Source organism: Bradyrhizobium sp. USDA 241 (genome assembly GCF_049739505.1).
Classification (GTDB): domain Bacteria; phylum Pseudomonadota; class Alphaproteobacteria; order Rhizobiales; family Xanthobacteraceae; genus Bradyrhizobium; species Bradyrhizobium liaoningense.
The window spans coordinates 1,236,204-1,252,283 of record NZ_JBMGPZ010000002.1; the positions used below are offsets into that span (position 1 = coordinate 1,236,204).

The window sequence follows — 16,080 nt, forward strand, 5'->3', positions numbered from 1 at the left end:
GTGTAGCTCTGCGATATGGCGCTTCGCCCCGAAGATCTCCCCTCTGACCCTGCGGCTCTTGCCGAGATGGTGCTGGCTTTCGAAGGCGAGAACGATGATCTGCGCGCAGAGATCGCCACGTTGAAGAGCCTGATCTTCGGCGCACGATCGGAGCGCGCGGCGATCGTCTGCGCCGAACAGATCGCGTTTGATCTGGAACGGACCGCCGGCTCACAGCTCCCGGCCAATGACGACAAACCGGACGCGCCGCGGCCGGAGCGGCGCAAAGCGAAGCGCAACATCGGCGCGCTGCCGGCGCATCTGCCTCGGGTCGAGCGGGTGATCGAGCCGGCGTCCACGCTGTGCCCGTGCTGCACGGGTCAGATGCATCGGATCGGCGAGGAGAGCAGCGAAGCGCTCGATCGGGTTCCCGCGTGGCTGCGCGTGCTCCGCACGATCCGTCCAAAATACGCCTGCCGCTCCTGTGAGGGCCCGATTGTCCAGGCCCCGGCACCGGCGCGGCTCGTCGAGGGCGGCATGGCAACGACGGCGCTGATCGCGCATATCGCCGCGGCCAAATATGCCTGGCAATCGACGCTCTATCGCCAGACGCAGATCCTGGCGGGTCAGGGTGTCGTCGTCGACCGTCAGACGCTGGCGCGCTGGATGGGGAGCGCGGCGTGGCTGGTCAGGGGCCTCTACGATCTGCAACTGAAGACTATGCACGGCTTCGAGCGGCTGTTCTGCGACGAGACGCCGATGCCAGTGCTCGATCCGGGACGCGGCCGCACGAGGATCTGCCAGTTCTGGGCGCACGCGACGGACGATCGGGCGTGGAAGGGGCCGGCGCCGCCGGCGGTCGCCTACGTGTTCGCAGGTGGTCGCGGCAAAAAGGAGATCGTGGCGCAGTTAGCCGGCTTCGAAGGCGTGCTGCAAGTCGACGGCTATGCCGCCTACGCCTCGCTGGCGGGCGATGCGATGATGTCGGGCCAGATCCAGCTGGCGTATTGTCTCGTTCACGCGCGCCGCAACTTCGTGAGGGTGCACAAGACGACGAACTCACCCTTCGCCGCGGAGGTCATCGAGCGCATTGCGGCCGTCTACGCGATCGAGGAGAGGATCCGCGGTCTCGATGCTGGGGAACGCCGCGCGACGCGACAGGCCGAGACGAAGCCGCTGATGGAGGCGTTGAGGGCCCGTCTGATCGCGGTGAAGGACGGGATCTCCCGCCGCTCGACGCTCATCAAGGCGATCGACTACATGCTCGAACGCTGGCAGGGCCTGACGACGTTCCTGGATGACGGGCGGCTCGAGCCGGACACCAACACGGTCGAACGATCGATCAGGCCAATTGCGATCGGAAAAAAGAACTCGTTGTTCAGTGGTGACGAAGGCGGGGGCGAGACCTGGGCGATACTCGCTTCGCTTCTTAACACAGCGAAATTGAATGGCCTCGACCCCGAGGCGTATCTCGTCGACGTTCTCGATCGCATGGTGAGCGGCGCCACGAAGACCAACCAGCTTCACGAACTTCTGGCCTGGAACTGGAAGGCCGCACGCGAAGCCGAAAAGCGGGCCGTGGCATGACGAAGCCGAAGCAAGGGCGGGGAACGCGAAAAGCACGCAAGACGACGATGGCGGACTATGCCATGTCGTTCGAACGGCTCGGGCAATGGATCAGCAAGCGCGCCAGGTCGCCGACGCTTCGGCATCCGCGGGCGACGTCGCTCTCCATGCTCGATGGCGCGGTGGCCGCGGTCGTCGCCGGGCCGGTCTCGATGGCGTCCGAGGAATGGGTGTGCCCGCTCCTCGGCGTAGATCCCGACGCCTTCAATCACGACACCGAGGAGTTCTCGGCAATCGCCGCCACGCTGATGCGCCACAACGCTATCAGCGAGACGCTGTCGACGAGACCGGAGAGCTTCGAGCCGCTGTTCGTGCGATCACCGGACGGCGAAGTCGACCCGCAGCCCTGGTGCATGGGCTTCTACGCCGTCATGAAGCTTCGGCTTCTCGTCTGGTCGCGGCTTCTCCCCCCGAATGGAACCGAACACCTTATGCTGCGGCCGATCTTGGTCCATTGCATCGACGACGCCGGTCGACCCTTGCTACCCCCGGCCCGGCGCACGCTGGGAACGCAGCCCATCATCCAAAACGCCTGGCGCAACATTCCAGCAACCGTCGAGGCCCTCCGGCAGTTCTGGATGCCTATACGCTTCAAGCGCGGTGCGTAGGCCGTCCGCACCAAGTCCGTGGCTCCGTGGGCCTCTCGTACCGTTTACGTTCGTCGACGCCACTACCGGCCGCCGCAAGGTGAGGGGCAGCATGGATGTCGACCTTGCCGTGAGTGCGATGCAGCTCGCCGAACACGTCGATCAGATCGTGCTGTTCTCGGGCGATGGGGACTTTCGGTCGCTGGTTGAGGCCTTGCAACGCCGCGGTGTCCGCGTGACGGTCGTCTCCACACTCTCCACTCAGCCGCCCATGGTCGCCGACGACCTGCGCCGGCAGGCGGACGTGTTCATCGACCTGGCAGACCTGAAACCGAAAGTGGCGCGCGATCCGGTCGACCGGCCGGGATCGCGCGAGGTGCGGCAGCCACCGCAATTCCTCGCGCGCGGATCCATCAATCGGAGCGACCGGGTGGAATGAACCGGGGACGGCCGCTGGCACCTCAGACGTCGAAGAACACCGTTTCCTCCGGCCCCTGCAAATTGATCGTGAAGGAGTACACGACCTTGCCGGCGCGCTCGCTGCGCGTTGCGATCAGCGTCTTGCGACGGGTCGGCTGCTCGATCAGGTTGAGCACCGGATCGGCGGCGTTGGCCGCCTCTTCGTCCGGGAAGTAGAGCCGCGTGTTGAGGCCGATGTTGATGCCACGCGCGACGACCCAGACATTGATGTGCGGTGCGCATTTGCGGCCCGCCTTGTCGGTGATCGCGCCCGGCTTGATGGTCTCGAAGGTGACGAGGCCGCTCTCGAAGTCGGAACCGGCGCGGCCCCAGCCGCGAAACTCCGGCTCCAGCGCGCCCGCCGAGCGATCGGCCGGATGGTTGTAGCGCCCAGCCGCGTTGGCCTGCCAGATCTCCAGCAGCACGTCGCGCAGCGGCGTGCCGGTGCCGTCGAGCACCTTGCCTTCCAGCGTGATGCGTTCACCTGCAGTGTTCGGCGTCACCAGCACGTTGGAGAAGTTCTTCTCGAAGATGTCGAAGCCGGCCATCGCCGGGATCAAGCCGATATGGACGTAGGGCCCGGCCGTCTGCGAGGCGGTTTCCTTGAGATAGTTGAGCGGCTGCGGCATGGCTCAGTTCCCCTCGGTACGATTTTCGAAATAGGTTGAGCGCTGGCCGCGCAGGACAATGTCGAAGCGGTAGGCGAGCGAGTCGAAGGGCGACGAGGCGTTGAGGTCGAGCGGCGCGACGAGGCGGTCGAGCGCATCCTTGTCCGGGATCGTCGTCAGGATCGGGCAGACCGGGATCAGGGGATCGCCCTCGAAATACATCTGCGTGATCAGCCGCTGCGCGAAGCCCGAGCCGAACACCGAGAAGTGGATGTGGGCCGGGCGCCAGCTGTTGACGTAGTTGCGCCAGGGATAAGGACCCGGCTTCACGGTGCGGAAATAGTAGTAACCGGTCTCGTCGGTCAGCGCGCGGCCGCAGCCACCGAAATTCGGGTCGATCGGCGCCAGATACGTGTCCTTCTTGTGCCGGTAGCGGCCGCCGGCATTGGCCTGCCAGAACTCGACCAGCGTGTTCGCCACGCCGCGGCCGGTCTCGTCCAGCACGCGGCCATGGACGATGATGCGTTCGCCGATCGGATCGCCGTCCTTGGCGTAGTTGCGGATCAGGTCATTGTCGAGCGGGCCGAGATCATTGTGCCCAAACACCGGCCCCGTGATCTCCGAGACCGAGTTCTCCAGCGACAACAGCGCCTGGCGCGGCGAGCGCAGCACCGAGGATTTGTACCCCGGCGCATGCGCCGGCGGATGGATGGAACGGTCACGCTGGAAGAAGCCGCCGTCGCCGAGCGGCGGCGTAAAGGGCTCGGGACGATTGAGGCGGGGATCCCGCAAGGCTGGCGCCTGGGCATTCATCGGCGTTGTCTCTCCCTGTGGCGCCCGGGTCCGGGCGCGCGGCTTGTCGGGAGATCATGGAACGGTCTATTCTCAAGATAAATAGATCGCTTATAATGAATTACATGAAGGAAATTGATCATTTGGCCCTCGACGGCCACGCTCTCGAGCTGTTCCTCGCCGTGCTGGAGGAAGGTTCGGTGACGGCGGCGGCGACACGGCTCGGCCTGACGCAATCGGCGGTCAGCCACGGGCTGAACAAGCTGCGGCGAATTGCCGGCGATCCCCTGTTCGCCAAATCCGGCCGCGGCATCGTCGCCACGGCGCACGCCCAGGCCCTCGCCGCGAAGGCGCGCGCGTTGATCGACGAGATGCGCAGCTTTGCCGGCGGCGTCAGCTTCGCGCCGGCGCAGGCCCAGCTGTCGCTGACGATCGCCGCCAACGACTTCCAGCGCGACCTGCTGCTACCGCGGTTCTTCGGTCACGTCGCCGAGCAGGTGAAGAGCCTGAACCTGCGCGTGATCCCCTCGCAATCGCCTTCGCCCGCGATGCTGCGCGAAAATCGCTGCGATCTCCTGATCACGCCGCTGCCGCCGTCAGGCGTCGACATCGTGCAGAAGCGGCTGCTGAGGGATCACTATGTCTGCTATTACGATGCAAAGGCGCGTGCTGCGCCTGCCAGCCGCAACGCCTATCTCGCGGCGCGTCACATCACCGTGGTCTACACCGACAACGAGCGGCTGGACTTCGACCGCAGGCTCGCAGCGAACGGGCTTCACCGCGACATCGCGATCTCCGTGCCGAGCTTCTCCGGCGTGCCGTCCTTCCTGCGCGGCTCGAAGATGCTTGCGAGCATGCCGAGCCTGCTCGCGCCCGGCGTGATGCGCGATTTCGCGCAAACGCGAATACCATTGGCCTCCCGCACGCGAACGCTGGCCGAGCTGCCGATGTTCATGGTCTGGCACCAGCGCTATCAGAAAGACCCGGCCCATCGCTGGATCAGGAGCCAGCTCGAGACTGTCGCGGCGACGGCCACCGCCTGAACGAGCGGCCCTCCGCCGCAAAACCTGATTCCCGCCAAACCCACTGGTTGCGCAAGGGGAGCCACGCTAAAATCCCCCCATGACAGTGACCGACATTGCGAGCCGGACCTACAATCACAGCTGGCGGCTGGATCCCATCATCCGCAGCCTGCTGGATACCGACTTCTACAAGCTATTGATGTTGCAAATGATTCGGGAAGATTACCCGGATCAGCAGGTGACCTTCTCGGTCATCAACCGCTCGCGCCATGTGCGGCTCGCCGAGATCATCGACGAGGGCGAGCTGCGCGCCCAGCTCGATCACGCCCGCACCATCCGCTTCAGCAAGAAAGAGCTGATCTGGCTTGCCGGTAACACCTTCTACGGCAAGACCCACATGTTCTCGGCCGACTTCATCCGCTGGCTGGCGGAATTCCGCCTGCCCGAATACGAGCTGCGCAAGGTCGACGGCCAGTACGAGTTGCATTTCCACGGACCGTGGACCCACACCACGATGTGGGAGATTCCGGCGCTGGCCATCCTCAACGAGCTGCGCTCGCGCGCGGCGATGAAGGGCCGCGGCCGTTTCGAGCTCGACGTGCTCTACGCCCGCGCCAAGGCCAAGCTTTGGACCAAGGTGGAACGGCTGCGCAAGCTCGAGAACCTGCGGCTCTCCGACTTCGGCACCCGCCGCCGTCACGGCTTCCTCTGGCAGCGCTGGTGCGTGGAGGCGGTGAAGGAAGGCCTGGGCTCCTCCTTCATCGGCACCTCTAACGTTTTGCTCGCGATGGACAACGATCTCGAAGCGATCGGCACCAACGCGCATGAGCTGCCGATGGTCGCGGCCGCGCTCGCCAGGGACGACGAGGAATTGCGCTGGGCGCCCTACCGCATTCTCGATCAGTGGCGCCAGACCTATGGCGGCAATCTCCTGATCGCACTGCCCGACGCCTTCGGCACCAAGGCCTTCCTGCGCGATGCGCCGGAATGGGTCGCCGACTGGACCGGCTTCCGCCCCGACAGCGCGCCGCCGATCCAGGCCGGCGAGGAGATCATCGCTTGGTGGGACAAGAAGGGCCGCAACCCCAGGGATAAGCTGCTCGTCTTTTCCGACGCGATGGACGTCGGCTCGATCGAGGAGACCTATCACCACTTCACCGGGCGCGTGCGACTCTCCTTCGGCTGGGGCACCAACCTTACCAACGACTTCGTCGGCTGCACGCCGGACGGCTCGTTCAACCTCGATCCGATCTCGCTGGTCTGCAAGGTCTCGTCGGTCGACGGTCATCCGGCCGTCAAGCTCTCCGACAATCCGGAGAAGGCAACCGGCCTTCCCTCGGAGATCGAGCGTTACCTGCGCGTGTTCGGCGACGCAGGCCGCGTGCGCAAGCCGGTGCTGGTCTAGCCGAACCGGCTCCCTCGATCAGGTGAACCGCGCACGACGAATGCGCTGCATTGGCTCGCCGATGCCGCGCCGGTCCCGGTTCGCCGGCATTTGAAGCGATTTGCGGGCACCTGCTTCACGACGGCTTCACCCTGCGACGGAGTCCTCCGCACCATTCAGGTCGAGTTAAGCAACCATCCCGTCTACTTGGCGTTGCAGGCGCAACGCTCCGTTGGGATCGTTGATCGACTTGGGGAATAAGGTGTTTCGCAGAACAGCGACGTCGGCGGAGGGACACTGCTTCCTTCACGTCATCAAGCTCGACTCGCCTTTCGTGATGGTCGTCGTGCTCCAGGCGGCGATCGCGGGATTCAGCCTCGAGGTGATGTCGTCGGTCCGCGCCTATGTCGCGGGCGAAGCGCTATGGTCGCGCTCGCAGAAGAATGCCGTCTACTTCCTCAATCGCTACCTGCATTCGGGCGAGGCCAGCCAGTTCGCGCAGTACCAGGCCGCGCTCGCCGTTCCCATCGGGGACGAGTTCGCGCGCTGGGCGCTCGAACGCGATCCGGTCGACGTCGAGGCCGCCCGTATCGGCTTCCTGCAGGGCGGCAACCATCCCGATGACGTACCAGGACTGATCTGGCTGTTTCTCTACTTCAACCGCGTCAGCTTCCTCCAGGACGCCATCCGGGAATGGGCGGCCACAGATCCCATGCTGCTGGAGCTGAGCGTGTTCGGCGAGTTGATCCGCTCCGAGCTGGAGAACGGTCCCATTCAAGACGGCCGCCTGCAATTCCTGTCGTCGCGGCTCTCGGAGCTCAATACCCAGTTCACGGTGCATGCCAAGCGGTTCTCCACCGTCCTCGGTGAAGGCTCCCGCGCCATCAAGGTGACGCTGATTTGCATCAACATCGTCACCGCCGCGGCGCTGATCCTGCTTCTGATCTGGCATACGCGGCGGCTGGTGCTGCAACGACAGGCGTTCGAAAACGCCCTGCATGCCGAGACACAGCGTCTGGCCTGGCAGGCATCGCACGACTGGCTGACCGGCCTGTCGAACCGTCGCGCCTTCGAGGCGCGCCTGCAAAGCGAGCTGAACAATGCCGCGGCGGGTACGCTCGGCCTGATCCTGCTCGACCTCGACCAGTTCAAGAGCGTCAACGATAGCTGTGGCCACCTTGCCGGTGACCGGCTGCTCCGCGATGTCTCGCGCCTCCTGCAACAGGGCCGGCACGCGCGTGATCTGGTGGCCCGGCTCGGCGGTGACGAGTTCGGGCTGATCCTGCCGCAATGCTCGCCCTTCGATGCCGTCGACATCGCCGAGCGTCTGCGCAGATCGCTCGAACTGCTCAGCTTCGCCTGGGACGATCGTTGCTTTGCGGTAACCGCCAGCATCGGAGTGACCTGCATCGCCGACCGCAACATCACGCTCGAGGATGCGATGCGGCGCGCGGATGCTGCCTGCTATCGCGCCAAGGAAAAGGGACGCAACCGCGTTCAGGTCGAGAGCGGAAGTCCGGGCGCCGTCGCCGTCGCAACCCGCCCGCGCGAAGCTGCGCGCGTCTGACGCGGCTCGCCGCTGTCAGCGCTGGGGCAGAATCCCAAGCCCTCTGAGATGCACGTCGAGGAATTGTTCGATCTGCTGGCGCAGCATCTGCGGCGGCACGGCCACCATGCGCTCCTCGAGGCCGAGCGAGATGATGCCATGCACGGCGGAAAACAGCGTGCGCGACAGCAGCGCGATCTTCACGTCATCCGCATCCGGCAAGAGCCGCACCAGGGGTGGATGCATCAGCGCGAAGGCATCCATCACCATCTGAAGGATGTCGTCCGGATAAGGTCGATCGTCCTCCATCCGATGCTCGAACAAGGAGCGCAGCAGATTGGCGTGTCCGGCAAAGAAATCGAGATAGGTCTCGGCAAGCCCATAGAGCTGGCGAACCGGATCCTCGACGGGAACGCCCCGCAGCCGCGCCGTGAGCGCCTGAACCGTCTCCCGATTGACGGTCAGGATGACCCCGTCGAAGTCGCCGAACTCATTATAGACGCTGCCAACCGAACAGCCGACAGCCTCGGCAACGTCCCGAACCTTCAATGATCTCAGCCCTTTAGCTGCGATAATGCCGCGGGCGATCTCCAGGATCTGGCGCCGCCGCCGATTTTTTTTCTGGTCGCGCAGCGATTCTTCTTGAACATTGTTCATTTTCAAGCTACCCATATGAACATTGTTCAATTTAACTCGGAGACCTGCGAAATGCAAACCCTCGCTGTTGATATCGCCGCCACCTTCGTCGATGACGCCACGGCTCTCGTGACCGGCCTCGGCCGGGCCGCCCTCAAGGTCGTGATGGCGCCGATCGATCGCATCGCCAATGCCTGCGACATTGCCGGCGTGCTTGCTGAGCGCCGCGCGACCTTCCGGATGTGGCACACGAACCGCGCCCGAGCCCGCCACGAGCGGCGCCGGTTCAGCCTACTCGGTCGTTTCTCGCCGTTTCGGCACCTCGCCCATCTCACCTGAGACGCAGCCGGCACGCTCCGATCGGTTCGAATGCAAGAGCCGGCTACAATGTTGGACCCACCATGCCCCGACATTCGCGGCAAATAGCGCGGCCCTCGGCGATGCGGTTCAGCTTTTCCTCATCGCCCGGCGCAATATCCGTGGAGCTGCGGCCCTCCTGCCGGAGCCCGATACGCCGCCTCCAAAGTCATTTGCGAACCTAACGACGCCAATCGGAGACCAACAGGATCGGAAGGAGCGACGGCGCAAAGCGAGCCGGACGATCGTCCTCACCTCGCAATTTGCCCATTGCATATCTCTGGTCCCGACGCCCCACCGACAGCGTAACAACCCCAAGATGCGTTTCCAAAACAGGACTGGTCATGATCAGGGAATTGATGTCGTCACGCCGCTTCGCGCCGCTGTTCTGGGCGCAATTCTTCTCGGCGCTCAATGACAACGTGCTCAAGAACGCACTCGTCATCATCCTGCTTTACAGTGCAGCGATGGGCCACGGCGATGCCCTGGTGACGGTCGCAGGCGCCGTCTTCATCTTCCCCTATTTCATCCTGTCGGGCCTCGGCGGCCAGCTTGCCGACAAGTACGTCAAATCCGTCGTCGCAAGGCGGCTCAAATTCGCCGAGATCTTCGCCGCCGGCTTTGCCGCTGCCGGCTTCTTCCTGCATTCGGTGCCGCTGCTGTTCGCAGCGCTGGCGCTGTTCGGCGTCATCGCCGCCCTGTTCGGCCCGGTGAAGTACGCCATGCTGCCGGACCAGCTCGAGCTCGGCGAGCTCGCGACCGGCAACGCGCTGGTCGAAGGCGCAACATTCATGGCCATCCTGCTCGGCACCGTCGCCGGCGGTCAGTTCGTGGCAGGCTCCGCGCATATGGGCTGGGTCGCATCGGCCGTGGTCGTGCTGGCTCTGTTGTCCTGGGTGTTCGCGTCCCGCATTCCGCAGACAACGCCCTCCGCGCCCGATCTGCCCGTCGATGCCAATCCCTGGACCTCGACGCTGAGCCTGCTCAGGACGTTGCACGCCGACCACCGGCTGTGGGACGGTACCGTGATCGTCTCCTGGTTCTGGCTGGTCGGCGCCATCGTGCTGTCGCTGCTGCCGGCGCTGGTCAAGGACGTGGTCGGCGGCACCGAGGGCGTGGTGACGCTGTGTCTTGCGATCTTCGCGATCGGCATCGCCATCGGCTCGCTGTTTGCAGCAAGCCTGAGCCACGTTCGCCCCAACCTTGCGCTGGTGCCGATCGGCGCCATCGTTATGGGATGTGCCGGCCTCGATCTCGCCTGGGCTATCGGCGTGACCGCCAAGGCACAGGACCTTACTGCGACCGGTTTCGCGACCTCGTTCGCGGGCCTGCGCATGCTGGTCGACTTCGTCGCCTTTGCCTTCGGCGGCGGCCTGTTCGTCGTGCCGTCCTTTGCCGCGGTCCAGGCCTGGTCGGCGCCGTCCGAGCGCGCCCGGATCATCGCCGCCGGCAACGTGCTGCAGGCTGCCTTCATGGTGGTCGGCTCGCTGTTCGTCGCGCTGTTGCAGGCGGCCGGTCTCCATATCGGCTGGATCTTCTTCGGCCTCGGTCTCGCCAGCTTCGGCGCGGTCTGGTTCGTCCTGACCAAATGGGGCAAGGAAGGCGTGCGCGACTTCGGCGGACTGCTTTTCCGCGCGCTGTTCCGCACCGAGGTCCGCGGTCTCGAAAACCTGCCGCCTCCGGGCACGCGCATGCTGATCGCGCCCAACCATGTCAGCCTGATCGACGGCCCGCTGCTGCACGCCGTGCTGCCGATCGACGCGAGCTTCGCGGTCGATACCGGCATCGCCAAGGCCTGGTGGGCCAAGCCGTTCCTGCGCGTCGTCAAGCACTACACCATGGATCCGACCAAGCCGCTGGCCGCACGCGACCTGATCAAGCTCGTTGCCGCCGGCGAACCGGTGGTGATCTTCCCGGAAGGACGCATCACCGTCTCCGGCTCGCTGATGAAGGTCTATGACGGCACCGCGATGATCGCGGACAAGGCCGACGCCGTGGTCGTGCCGGTTCGCATCGAAGGCGCGCAGCGTTCATATCTCAGCTATCTCAACAGCAGCCAGATCAAGCGGTCGTGGTTTCCGCGCGTGACAGTCACCATCCTTCCGCCGGTCAAGCTCCCGGTCGACGAAACGCTCAGGGGCAAGGCGCGCCGCAATGCCGCCGGCGCCGCACTGCAGGACGTCATGATCGACGCGCTCGTGAAGAACGCCATGCTCGATCACACGCTGTTCGAAGCGCTCGGACACGCCTATCGCGACCGCGACACCGGCAAGGTCATCATCGAGGACGCGCTCGGCACCAGGCTGACCTATCGCAAGCTGATCCTCGGCGCGCAGGTCCTGAGCCGCAAGCTGGAGAGCGGCACCGCCGTCGGCGAGAATGTCGGCGTGCTGCTGCCGAACTCGGCGGGCGTTGCCGCCGTCTTCATGGCGCTGCAGAACATCGGCCGGGTGCCGGCGATGCTCAACTTCTCGGCCGGCCCGGTCAACGTCCTCGCCGCCATGAAGGCCGCGCAGGTCAACACCGTGCTGACGTCGAAGGCCTTCATCGAGAAGGGCAAGCTCGACAAGCTGATGACTGCGATCTCCACCGAGGCGCGAGTCGTCTATCTCGAAGACGTCCGCGCCTCGATCGGTGCCGTCGACAAGATCAAGGGCCTGCTCGCCGGCACCGCGCCACGCGTGTCCCGCCAGGCCAGCGATCCAGCCGTCGTGCTGTTCACCTCGGGCTCGGAAGGCACGCCCAAGGGAGTCGTGCTGTCCCACCGCAACATCCTCGCCAACGCGGCGCAGGCGCTGGCGCGGGTTGACGCCAATGCCAATGACAAGGTGTTCAACGTGCTGCCTGTGTTCCACTCCTTCGGGTTGACCGGCGGAATGATGATGCCGATGCTGGCGGGCATCCCGATCTACATGTACCCTTCGCCGCTGCACTACCGGATCGTGCCCGAGCTGATCTACCAGACCGGCGCGACGATCCTGTTCGGCACCGACACGTTCCTCACCGGCTACGCCCGCTCGGCGCACCCTTACGACTTCCGGACCCTGCGCCTCGTGATCGCCGGTGCCGAGGCGGTCAAGGACCGCACGCGGCAGGTGTTCATGGAGCGCTACGGCATCCGCATCCTCGAAGGCTACGGCGTCACCGAGACGGCACCGGTGCTGGCGATGAACACGCCGATGGCCAACCGTCCCGGCACCGTCGGCCGCCTGTCGCCGCTGATGGAAAGCCGCCTCGATCCGGTCCCCGGCATCGAGGACGGTGGACGCCTCTCGGTGCGCGGGCCGAACGTGATGCTCGGTTACCTCAGGGCCGAAAATCCCGGCGTGCTCGAAGTGCTGGCCGAGGGTTGGCACGACACCGGCGACATCGTGGCGATCGACGCCGCCGGCTTCATCACCATCAAGGGCCGTGCCAAGCGCTTTGCCAAGATCGCGGGCGAAATGGTCTCGCTGTCGGCGGTCGAAGCCATCGCGACCGCGCTGTGGCCGCAGGCGGCCTCTGTCGCAGTGTCGATCCCAGACCAGCGCAAGGGCGAACGCATCGTCTTGCTGACGACGCAGAAGAACGCCGAACGCAGCGCGATGCAGGGTCAGGCCAAGGCGATCGGCGCCTCCGAGCTGACCGTGCCCGCTGCGATCATGGTGGTCGACAAGGTGCCGCTGCTCGGCACCGGCAAGACCGACTATGTCACGGCAACGGCGATGGCGCGCGAGCAGGCGTCGGCGCCCGACCGGGAGGTGGCGTAAGGGCGGCGACCGGGTTCGTCTGTCACGCCGCGGTTCGCCGCTCCTGCGCGTAGCGCACCAGCGCGGCGAATCGGTAGATGCCGTGCACGAACTTTCCGTAGGGCATGGTGATGAACAGCGCGAACACGGCGCCGAGATGCAGCGCGAGCAGCGGCCCCATCGCGCCGGTCTCGCGCAGGACCAGCAGCAGCATTCCCGTGAGGCCGGTCAGGAACAGCATGGCGATGAAGCCGACATCCATGCCGTAACGGCTCTCGTCAAGCAATGCCGGATCGCGGCGCATCCTGGCCGTGAACAGGCCGATCGGCCCGATGATCAGGCCGATGCCGCCGAGCGAGCCCAGCACCACGGGCAGGTCCCACCACGGATATGGCGCCTCGCGCCCGAGCAGATAGTGATAGAGCGTTGCCACCGACGTCGCGGCGAAGCATAGCAGGAAGCCGTAGAAGGTCAGGTGGTGATAGAACTTGCGCCGGTCGGTGGGCTTGTCGTCCTCGTTGTAGCAGCCGACCCCGCCGCCATGGAGATAGCGCAGCTCGCCGGCGTCGCGGATCGCCTGAAAGATCGACCCGCCGTCGGCGCGGCCACCAATGGGTGCGCCGATGTCGCGCCAGAAGGCGCGCACGCTCATGGCGAGGGCCAGGATGGCGTAGAGGAAGGCGGCACTGAACAGAGCGGCCATGGTGTTATGTGGCATCAGCTTGTAGAAGGCGCCTGGCCCGGTGTGCACGCCGAACAGCACGCTGCGATCGTTGAGCGCAGCGAAGCCGAGGATGAAGGCGGCCATGCTGAGCGCGGCGATGATGCTGATGACGAGGCCATTGCGCGCGAACGCACCGGACAGCGCCTGCGGCCAGGCATAGGCCGCATAGGACTCCGCGCGCGCGACCGCCAGCGTCTTGGGGACGTTGACGTTGAACTCGTGCGGCGGCGAGAACTGGCAGTCGACGTAGCAGGCGCCGCAGCCATGGCAGAGATTGGCGAGATAATTGAGATCGCCGTCGGAGAAGGCGCGGCGCATCTCCATGGCCGGAAACACGGCGCACAGGCCCTCGCAATAGCGGCAGGAATTGCAGACCGTCATCAGACGGTCTGCTTCGTCGAGAATCCTAGTTCCGTGCATGTTTCGCCGCTTCCCGTCCCGCAATCCGCCCGAACACGCTGCCGATGGTCATGCCCATGCCCGCGGCATAGCCCTTGCCGAGCACGTTGCCGGCCATGATCTCGCCGGCCGCGAACATGTTGGCCGACGGCTTGCCGCCCTCCATCAGCATCCGCGCCTCCTTGTTCACGCGCGTGCCGAGATAGGTGAAGGTAATGCCGGGCCGGACCGGATAGGCGAGATAAGGCGGTGTCTCGATCCGGCGCGCCCAGTGCGTCTTCTCCGGCGTGATGCCTTCGGTACGGCAGTCATCCAGGATGGTATGGTCGAAGGTGCCGGGCCGCACCGCGGCGTTGAACTCGGTGATGGTCTTCTCCAGCGCGGCCGGATCGAGCTCGAGCTTGCCGGCGAGTTCCGCCACCGTCTGCCCGGCGATCGGCGGGAATAGCGTCGGCATGAAGCTCGTGACCACGGTCGAATCGAAGATGATGTAGGCGATCTGGTCGGGCTGCGCCGCAACCAGCCGGCCCCAGATCGCGTAGCGCTTCGGCCAGATGTCCTCGCCCTCGTCGTAGAAGCGCTGCGCGTGCTTGTTGACGACGATGCCGAACACGACCGAGTCGTGCCGCGTGATGATGCCGCCGTCGAATTTCGGCGCGCGGGCGTCGATCGCGACCGCATGGCACTGGGTGGGATCGCCGACCTCCTGCACGCCCTTGTCGAGCAGCATCTTCAGGATCGAGCCACGATTATAGGGCGTGCCGCGGATCAGGAAGTTGTCGGCGGCCTCGCCCCAATATTGCTTCAGCCATTCGATGTTGGCTTCGAAGCCGCCGGCGGCGGCGACCAGCGAGGTCGCGCGGATCTCGGTCTCGCCCTTGATCGGCCGCTTGAGGCGGGCAGCGAGGAACATGCCGTCCTCGATCGCGAGGTCGGTGACCTCGGCGTCGTATTCGACCTCCACACCGAGCCGTTCGGCGGTGAGATACAGCGCGTTGAGCATCGCGCGGCCGCCGCCGAGGAAGAAGGAGTTGGTGCGGCCGAGGCTCAGCGTGCCGCCGAGCGAAGGCTGCCAGCGCACACCCTGCTCCACGATCCAGTTCAAGATGTCCTTGGATTCGCGGATCATGTGGCGCGCCAGCATCTCGTCGGTCTGTCCGCCGGTGACGCGCAACAGGTCCTCCCAGAACTCTTCTTCCGTATAGGGACCGGTCAGGATTTCGGTTGCCGCGTCATGGCGCAGCGCATGTTGCGGGTGTGGCGGGTGTTGCCGCCGCGATAGAATTTTGGTGCTCCTTCGAGCACCAGCACCGAGGCGCCGCCGCGCCTGGCGCTGATCGCCGCGCACAGCGCCGCATTGCCGCCGCCGATCACCAACACGTCGTATTTGCTGCTCATGCCGTCTGCCTGATGCGACAAAGGTTGGAGACATTCTGTCAGCAGGCGGTCTCGATGGAGACGATCCGCCATTGCGCACCTTTGTATACAAAGATATACAGAAGGCACGCAAGCGGCATCTCTGCATGGGCAGGATGCGCATCGAGGGATCATGGCCAGACGCCCGGCAAGGACAGGCGGGTCGATTTCGCGCAGCGCCGGCGTTGCGCTGGGCGAAGCCGTGTTCCGCTCGCTGTGCGAGGCGCTCCAGGCCGGCAGCTACCGCGCCGGCGACCGCCTGCGCGAGGAGGAAGTCGCCCAGCGGCTGAAGGTCAGCCGCACGCCGGTGCGGGAAGCGCTGGGCCGCCTCGCGGCACGCGGCTTCGTCGAGCCCGCCGCTGGCCGCGGGCTGATCGTTCGCAATCTCGACATTTCCGAGGTGCTTGAGCTCTACGCCATGCGCGAGATCATGGAAGGCGCCGCCGCGCGCCTCGCCGCCGAGCACGCCTCAACGACGGAGATCGACGCGCTCCGAGACATCGAGCAGGCTTTTGTCGAGGCGCCGCAGACCGACGCCGCCGAGATGGCGCGGCTCAACCGCGCCTTCCACGAGGCGGTCTGCCGCGCCGCGCGCAACCGCTATCTCGACAACGCTTCGCGGGAATTGCAGGACTGGATCGCCCTGCTCGGCCCGACCACCTTCACCGTATCGGGGCGCCCCTCGACCAGTCATAGCGAGCATCAGGCCATCATCGAGGCCATCGCCGCGCGCGACGGCGACAAGGCGGAAAAGCTCGCGCGCGCACACATTCGCGAAGCGCTGCGCTGCCGGCTGAAATTGTTGCAGAAGCAATAG

The 16,080-nt window shown here is 65.4% G+C and carries 12 protein-coding genes and 2 pseudogenes; 9 read left to right on the forward strand and 5 right to left on the reverse strand.

Going from position 1 to position 16,080, the window contains the following annotated elements; translation table 11 throughout:
* Positions 1 to 15 precede the first annotated feature (15 nt).
* The 3 genes and pseudogenes from tnpC to ABIF91_RS06885 form a co-directional block, all read left to right on the forward strand.
* Positions 16 to 1,566 carry an IS66 family transposase gene (gene tnpC, locus ABIF91_RS06875; RefSeq protein WP_035681142.1) on the forward strand — a complete coding sequence of 517 codons (1,551 nt, stop codon included), beginning with the start codon at positions 16 to 18 and terminating at the stop codon, positions 1,564 to 1,566.
* Positions 1,563 to 2,213: a UPF0149 family protein gene (locus tag ABIF91_RS06880; protein WP_063712394.1), complete on the forward strand. Its 651-nt coding sequence runs from the start codon at positions 1,563 to 1,565 to the stop codon at positions 2,211 to 2,213. The genes tnpC and ABIF91_RS06880 overlap by 4 nt, the downstream gene beginning before the upstream one ends.
* 49 nt (positions 2,214 to 2,262) lie before the next feature.
* Positions 2,263 to 2,631, forward strand: a pseudogene (locus ABIF91_RS06885) (NYN domain-containing protein); the annotation flags it as partial.
* 22 nt (positions 2,632 to 2,653) lie between these two features.
* Here the strand turns inward: ABIF91_RS06885 and pcaG are convergent.
* Together pcaG and pcaH are read right to left on the reverse strand one after the other, a co-directional pair.
* Entirely contained in the window at positions 2,654 to 3,280 is a 627-nt protein-coding gene (gene pcaG / locus ABIF91_RS06890; protein WP_028178236.1) for a protocatechuate 3,4-dioxygenase subunit alpha, read from the reverse strand.
* A 3-nt stretch (positions 3,281 to 3,283) separates the two neighbouring features.
* On the reverse strand, positions 3,284 to 4,072 hold the full coding sequence (gene pcaH, locus ABIF91_RS06895) for a protocatechuate 3,4-dioxygenase subunit beta (RefSeq protein ID WP_028178237.1): 789 nt from the start codon (positions 4,070 to 4,072) through the stop codon (positions 3,284 to 3,286).
* Between the two features lie 95 nt (positions 4,073 to 4,167).
* Between pcaH and ABIF91_RS06900 the strand changes: the two genes are divergently transcribed.
* The 3 genes from ABIF91_RS06900 to ABIF91_RS06910 all read left to right on the forward strand — a co-directional run bounded on the left by ABIF91_RS06900 (position 4,168) and on the right by ABIF91_RS06910 (position 8,024).
* Positions 4,168 to 5,094 (forward strand): LysR family transcriptional regulator, encoded by a 927-nt coding sequence (locus ABIF91_RS06900; RefSeq protein ID WP_028178238.1) that lies wholly within the window; start codon positions 4,168 to 4,170, stop codon positions 5,092 to 5,094.
* A 79-nt stretch (positions 5,095 to 5,173) separates the two neighbouring features.
* On the forward strand, positions 5,174 to 6,478 hold the full coding sequence (gene pncB, locus ABIF91_RS06905; RefSeq protein WP_028178239.1) for a nicotinate phosphoribosyltransferase: 1,305 nt from the start codon (positions 5,174 to 5,176) through the stop codon (positions 6,476 to 6,478).
* Positions 6,479 to 6,719: 241 nt separating this feature from the next.
* Positions 6,720 to 8,024, forward strand: a complete 1,305-nt coding sequence (locus ABIF91_RS06910; protein WP_424578825.1) for a GGDEF domain-containing protein — start codon at positions 6,720 to 6,722, stop codon at positions 8,022 to 8,024.
* A 15-nt stretch (positions 8,025 to 8,039) separates the two neighbouring features.
* Here ABIF91_RS06910 and ABIF91_RS06915 read toward each other — a convergent pair whose 3' ends face one another.
* Positions 8,040 to 8,660, reverse strand: a complete 621-nt coding sequence (locus tag ABIF91_RS06915; RefSeq protein WP_028178241.1) for a TetR/AcrR family transcriptional regulator — start codon at positions 8,658 to 8,660, stop codon at positions 8,040 to 8,042.
* A 51-nt stretch (positions 8,661 to 8,711) separates the two neighbouring features.
* Here ABIF91_RS06915 and ABIF91_RS06920 point away from each other — a divergent pair, with 51 nt between their 5' ends.
* Both ABIF91_RS06920 and ABIF91_RS06925 read left to right on the forward strand, forming a co-directional pair.
* The gene (locus ABIF91_RS06920) at positions 8,712 to 8,978 is read left to right on the forward strand and encodes a hypothetical protein (RefSeq protein WP_028178242.1); all 267 of its coding nucleotides are present in this window, start codon (positions 8,712 to 8,714) and stop codon (positions 8,976 to 8,978) included.
* Between the two features lie 362 nt (positions 8,979 to 9,340).
* A complete protein-coding gene (locus ABIF91_RS06925) occupies positions 9,341 to 12,745 on the forward strand; it encodes an acyl-[ACP]--phospholipid O-acyltransferase (RefSeq protein WP_424578826.1) in 3,405 nt (1,134 codons plus the stop codon).
* A 22-nt stretch (positions 12,746 to 12,767) separates the two neighbouring features.
* On the opposite strand, the gene tcuB is transcribed toward ABIF91_RS06925, so the two are convergent.
* Both tcuB and tcuA read right to left on the reverse strand, forming a co-directional pair.
* Positions 12,768 to 13,868, reverse strand: coding sequence for a tricarballylate utilization 4Fe-4S protein TcuB (tcuB, locus tag ABIF91_RS06930; RefSeq protein WP_028178244.1), 1,101 nt, complete (start codon positions 13,866 to 13,868; stop codon positions 12,768 to 12,770).
* A pseudogene (gene tcuA / locus ABIF91_RS06935) lies at positions 13,855 to 15,245 on the reverse strand (FAD-dependent tricarballylate dehydrogenase TcuA). Before tcuA ends, tcuB begins: the two are co-directional and overlap by 14 nt.
* Before the next feature lie 151 nt (positions 15,246 to 15,396).
* Between tcuA and ABIF91_RS06940 the strand changes: the two are divergent.
* A complete protein-coding gene (locus ABIF91_RS06940) occupies positions 15,397 to 16,080 on the forward strand; it encodes a GntR family transcriptional regulator (protein ID WP_028178245.1) in 684 nt (227 codons plus the stop codon).

Coding starts and splice junctions, on each gene's coding strand:
- ABIF91_RS06880 (WP_063712394.1), top strand. CDS start 1,563: ATGACGAAGCCGAAGCAAGGGCGGGGAACGCGAAAAGCACGCAAGACG.
- ABIF91_RS06940 (WP_028178245.1), top strand. CDS start 15,397: ATGGCCAGACGCCCGGCAAGGACAGGCGGGTCGATTTCGCGCAGCGCC.
- ABIF91_RS06900 (WP_028178238.1), top strand. CDS start 4,168: ATGAATTACATGAAGGAAATTGATCATTTGGCCCTCGACGGCCACGCT.
- ABIF91_RS06920 (WP_028178242.1), top strand. CDS start 8,712: ATGCAAACCCTCGCTGTTGATATCGCCGCCACCTTCGTCGATGACGCC.
- tnpC (WP_035681142.1), top strand. CDS start 16: ATGGCGCTTCGCCCCGAAGATCTCCCCTCTGACCCTGCGGCTCTTGCC.
- pcaH (WP_028178237.1), bottom strand. CDS start 4,072: ATGAATGCCCAGGCGCCAGCCTTGCGGGATCCCCGCCTCAATCGTCCC.
- pncB (WP_028178239.1), top strand. CDS start 5,174: ATGACAGTGACCGACATTGCGAGCCGGACCTACAATCACAGCTGGCGG.
- ABIF91_RS06915 (WP_028178241.1), bottom strand. CDS start 8,660: ATGAACAATGTTCAAGAAGAATCGCTGCGCGACCAGAAAAAAAATCGG.
- pcaG (WP_028178236.1), bottom strand. CDS start 3,280: ATGCCGCAGCCGCTCAACTATCTCAAGGAAACCGCCTCGCAGACGGCC.
- ABIF91_RS06925 (WP_424578826.1), top strand. CDS start 9,341: ATGATCAGGGAATTGATGTCGTCACGCCGCTTCGCGCCGCTGTTCTGG.
- tcuB (WP_028178244.1), bottom strand. CDS start 13,868: ATGCACGGAACTAGGATTCTCGACGAAGCAGACCGTCTGATGACGGTC.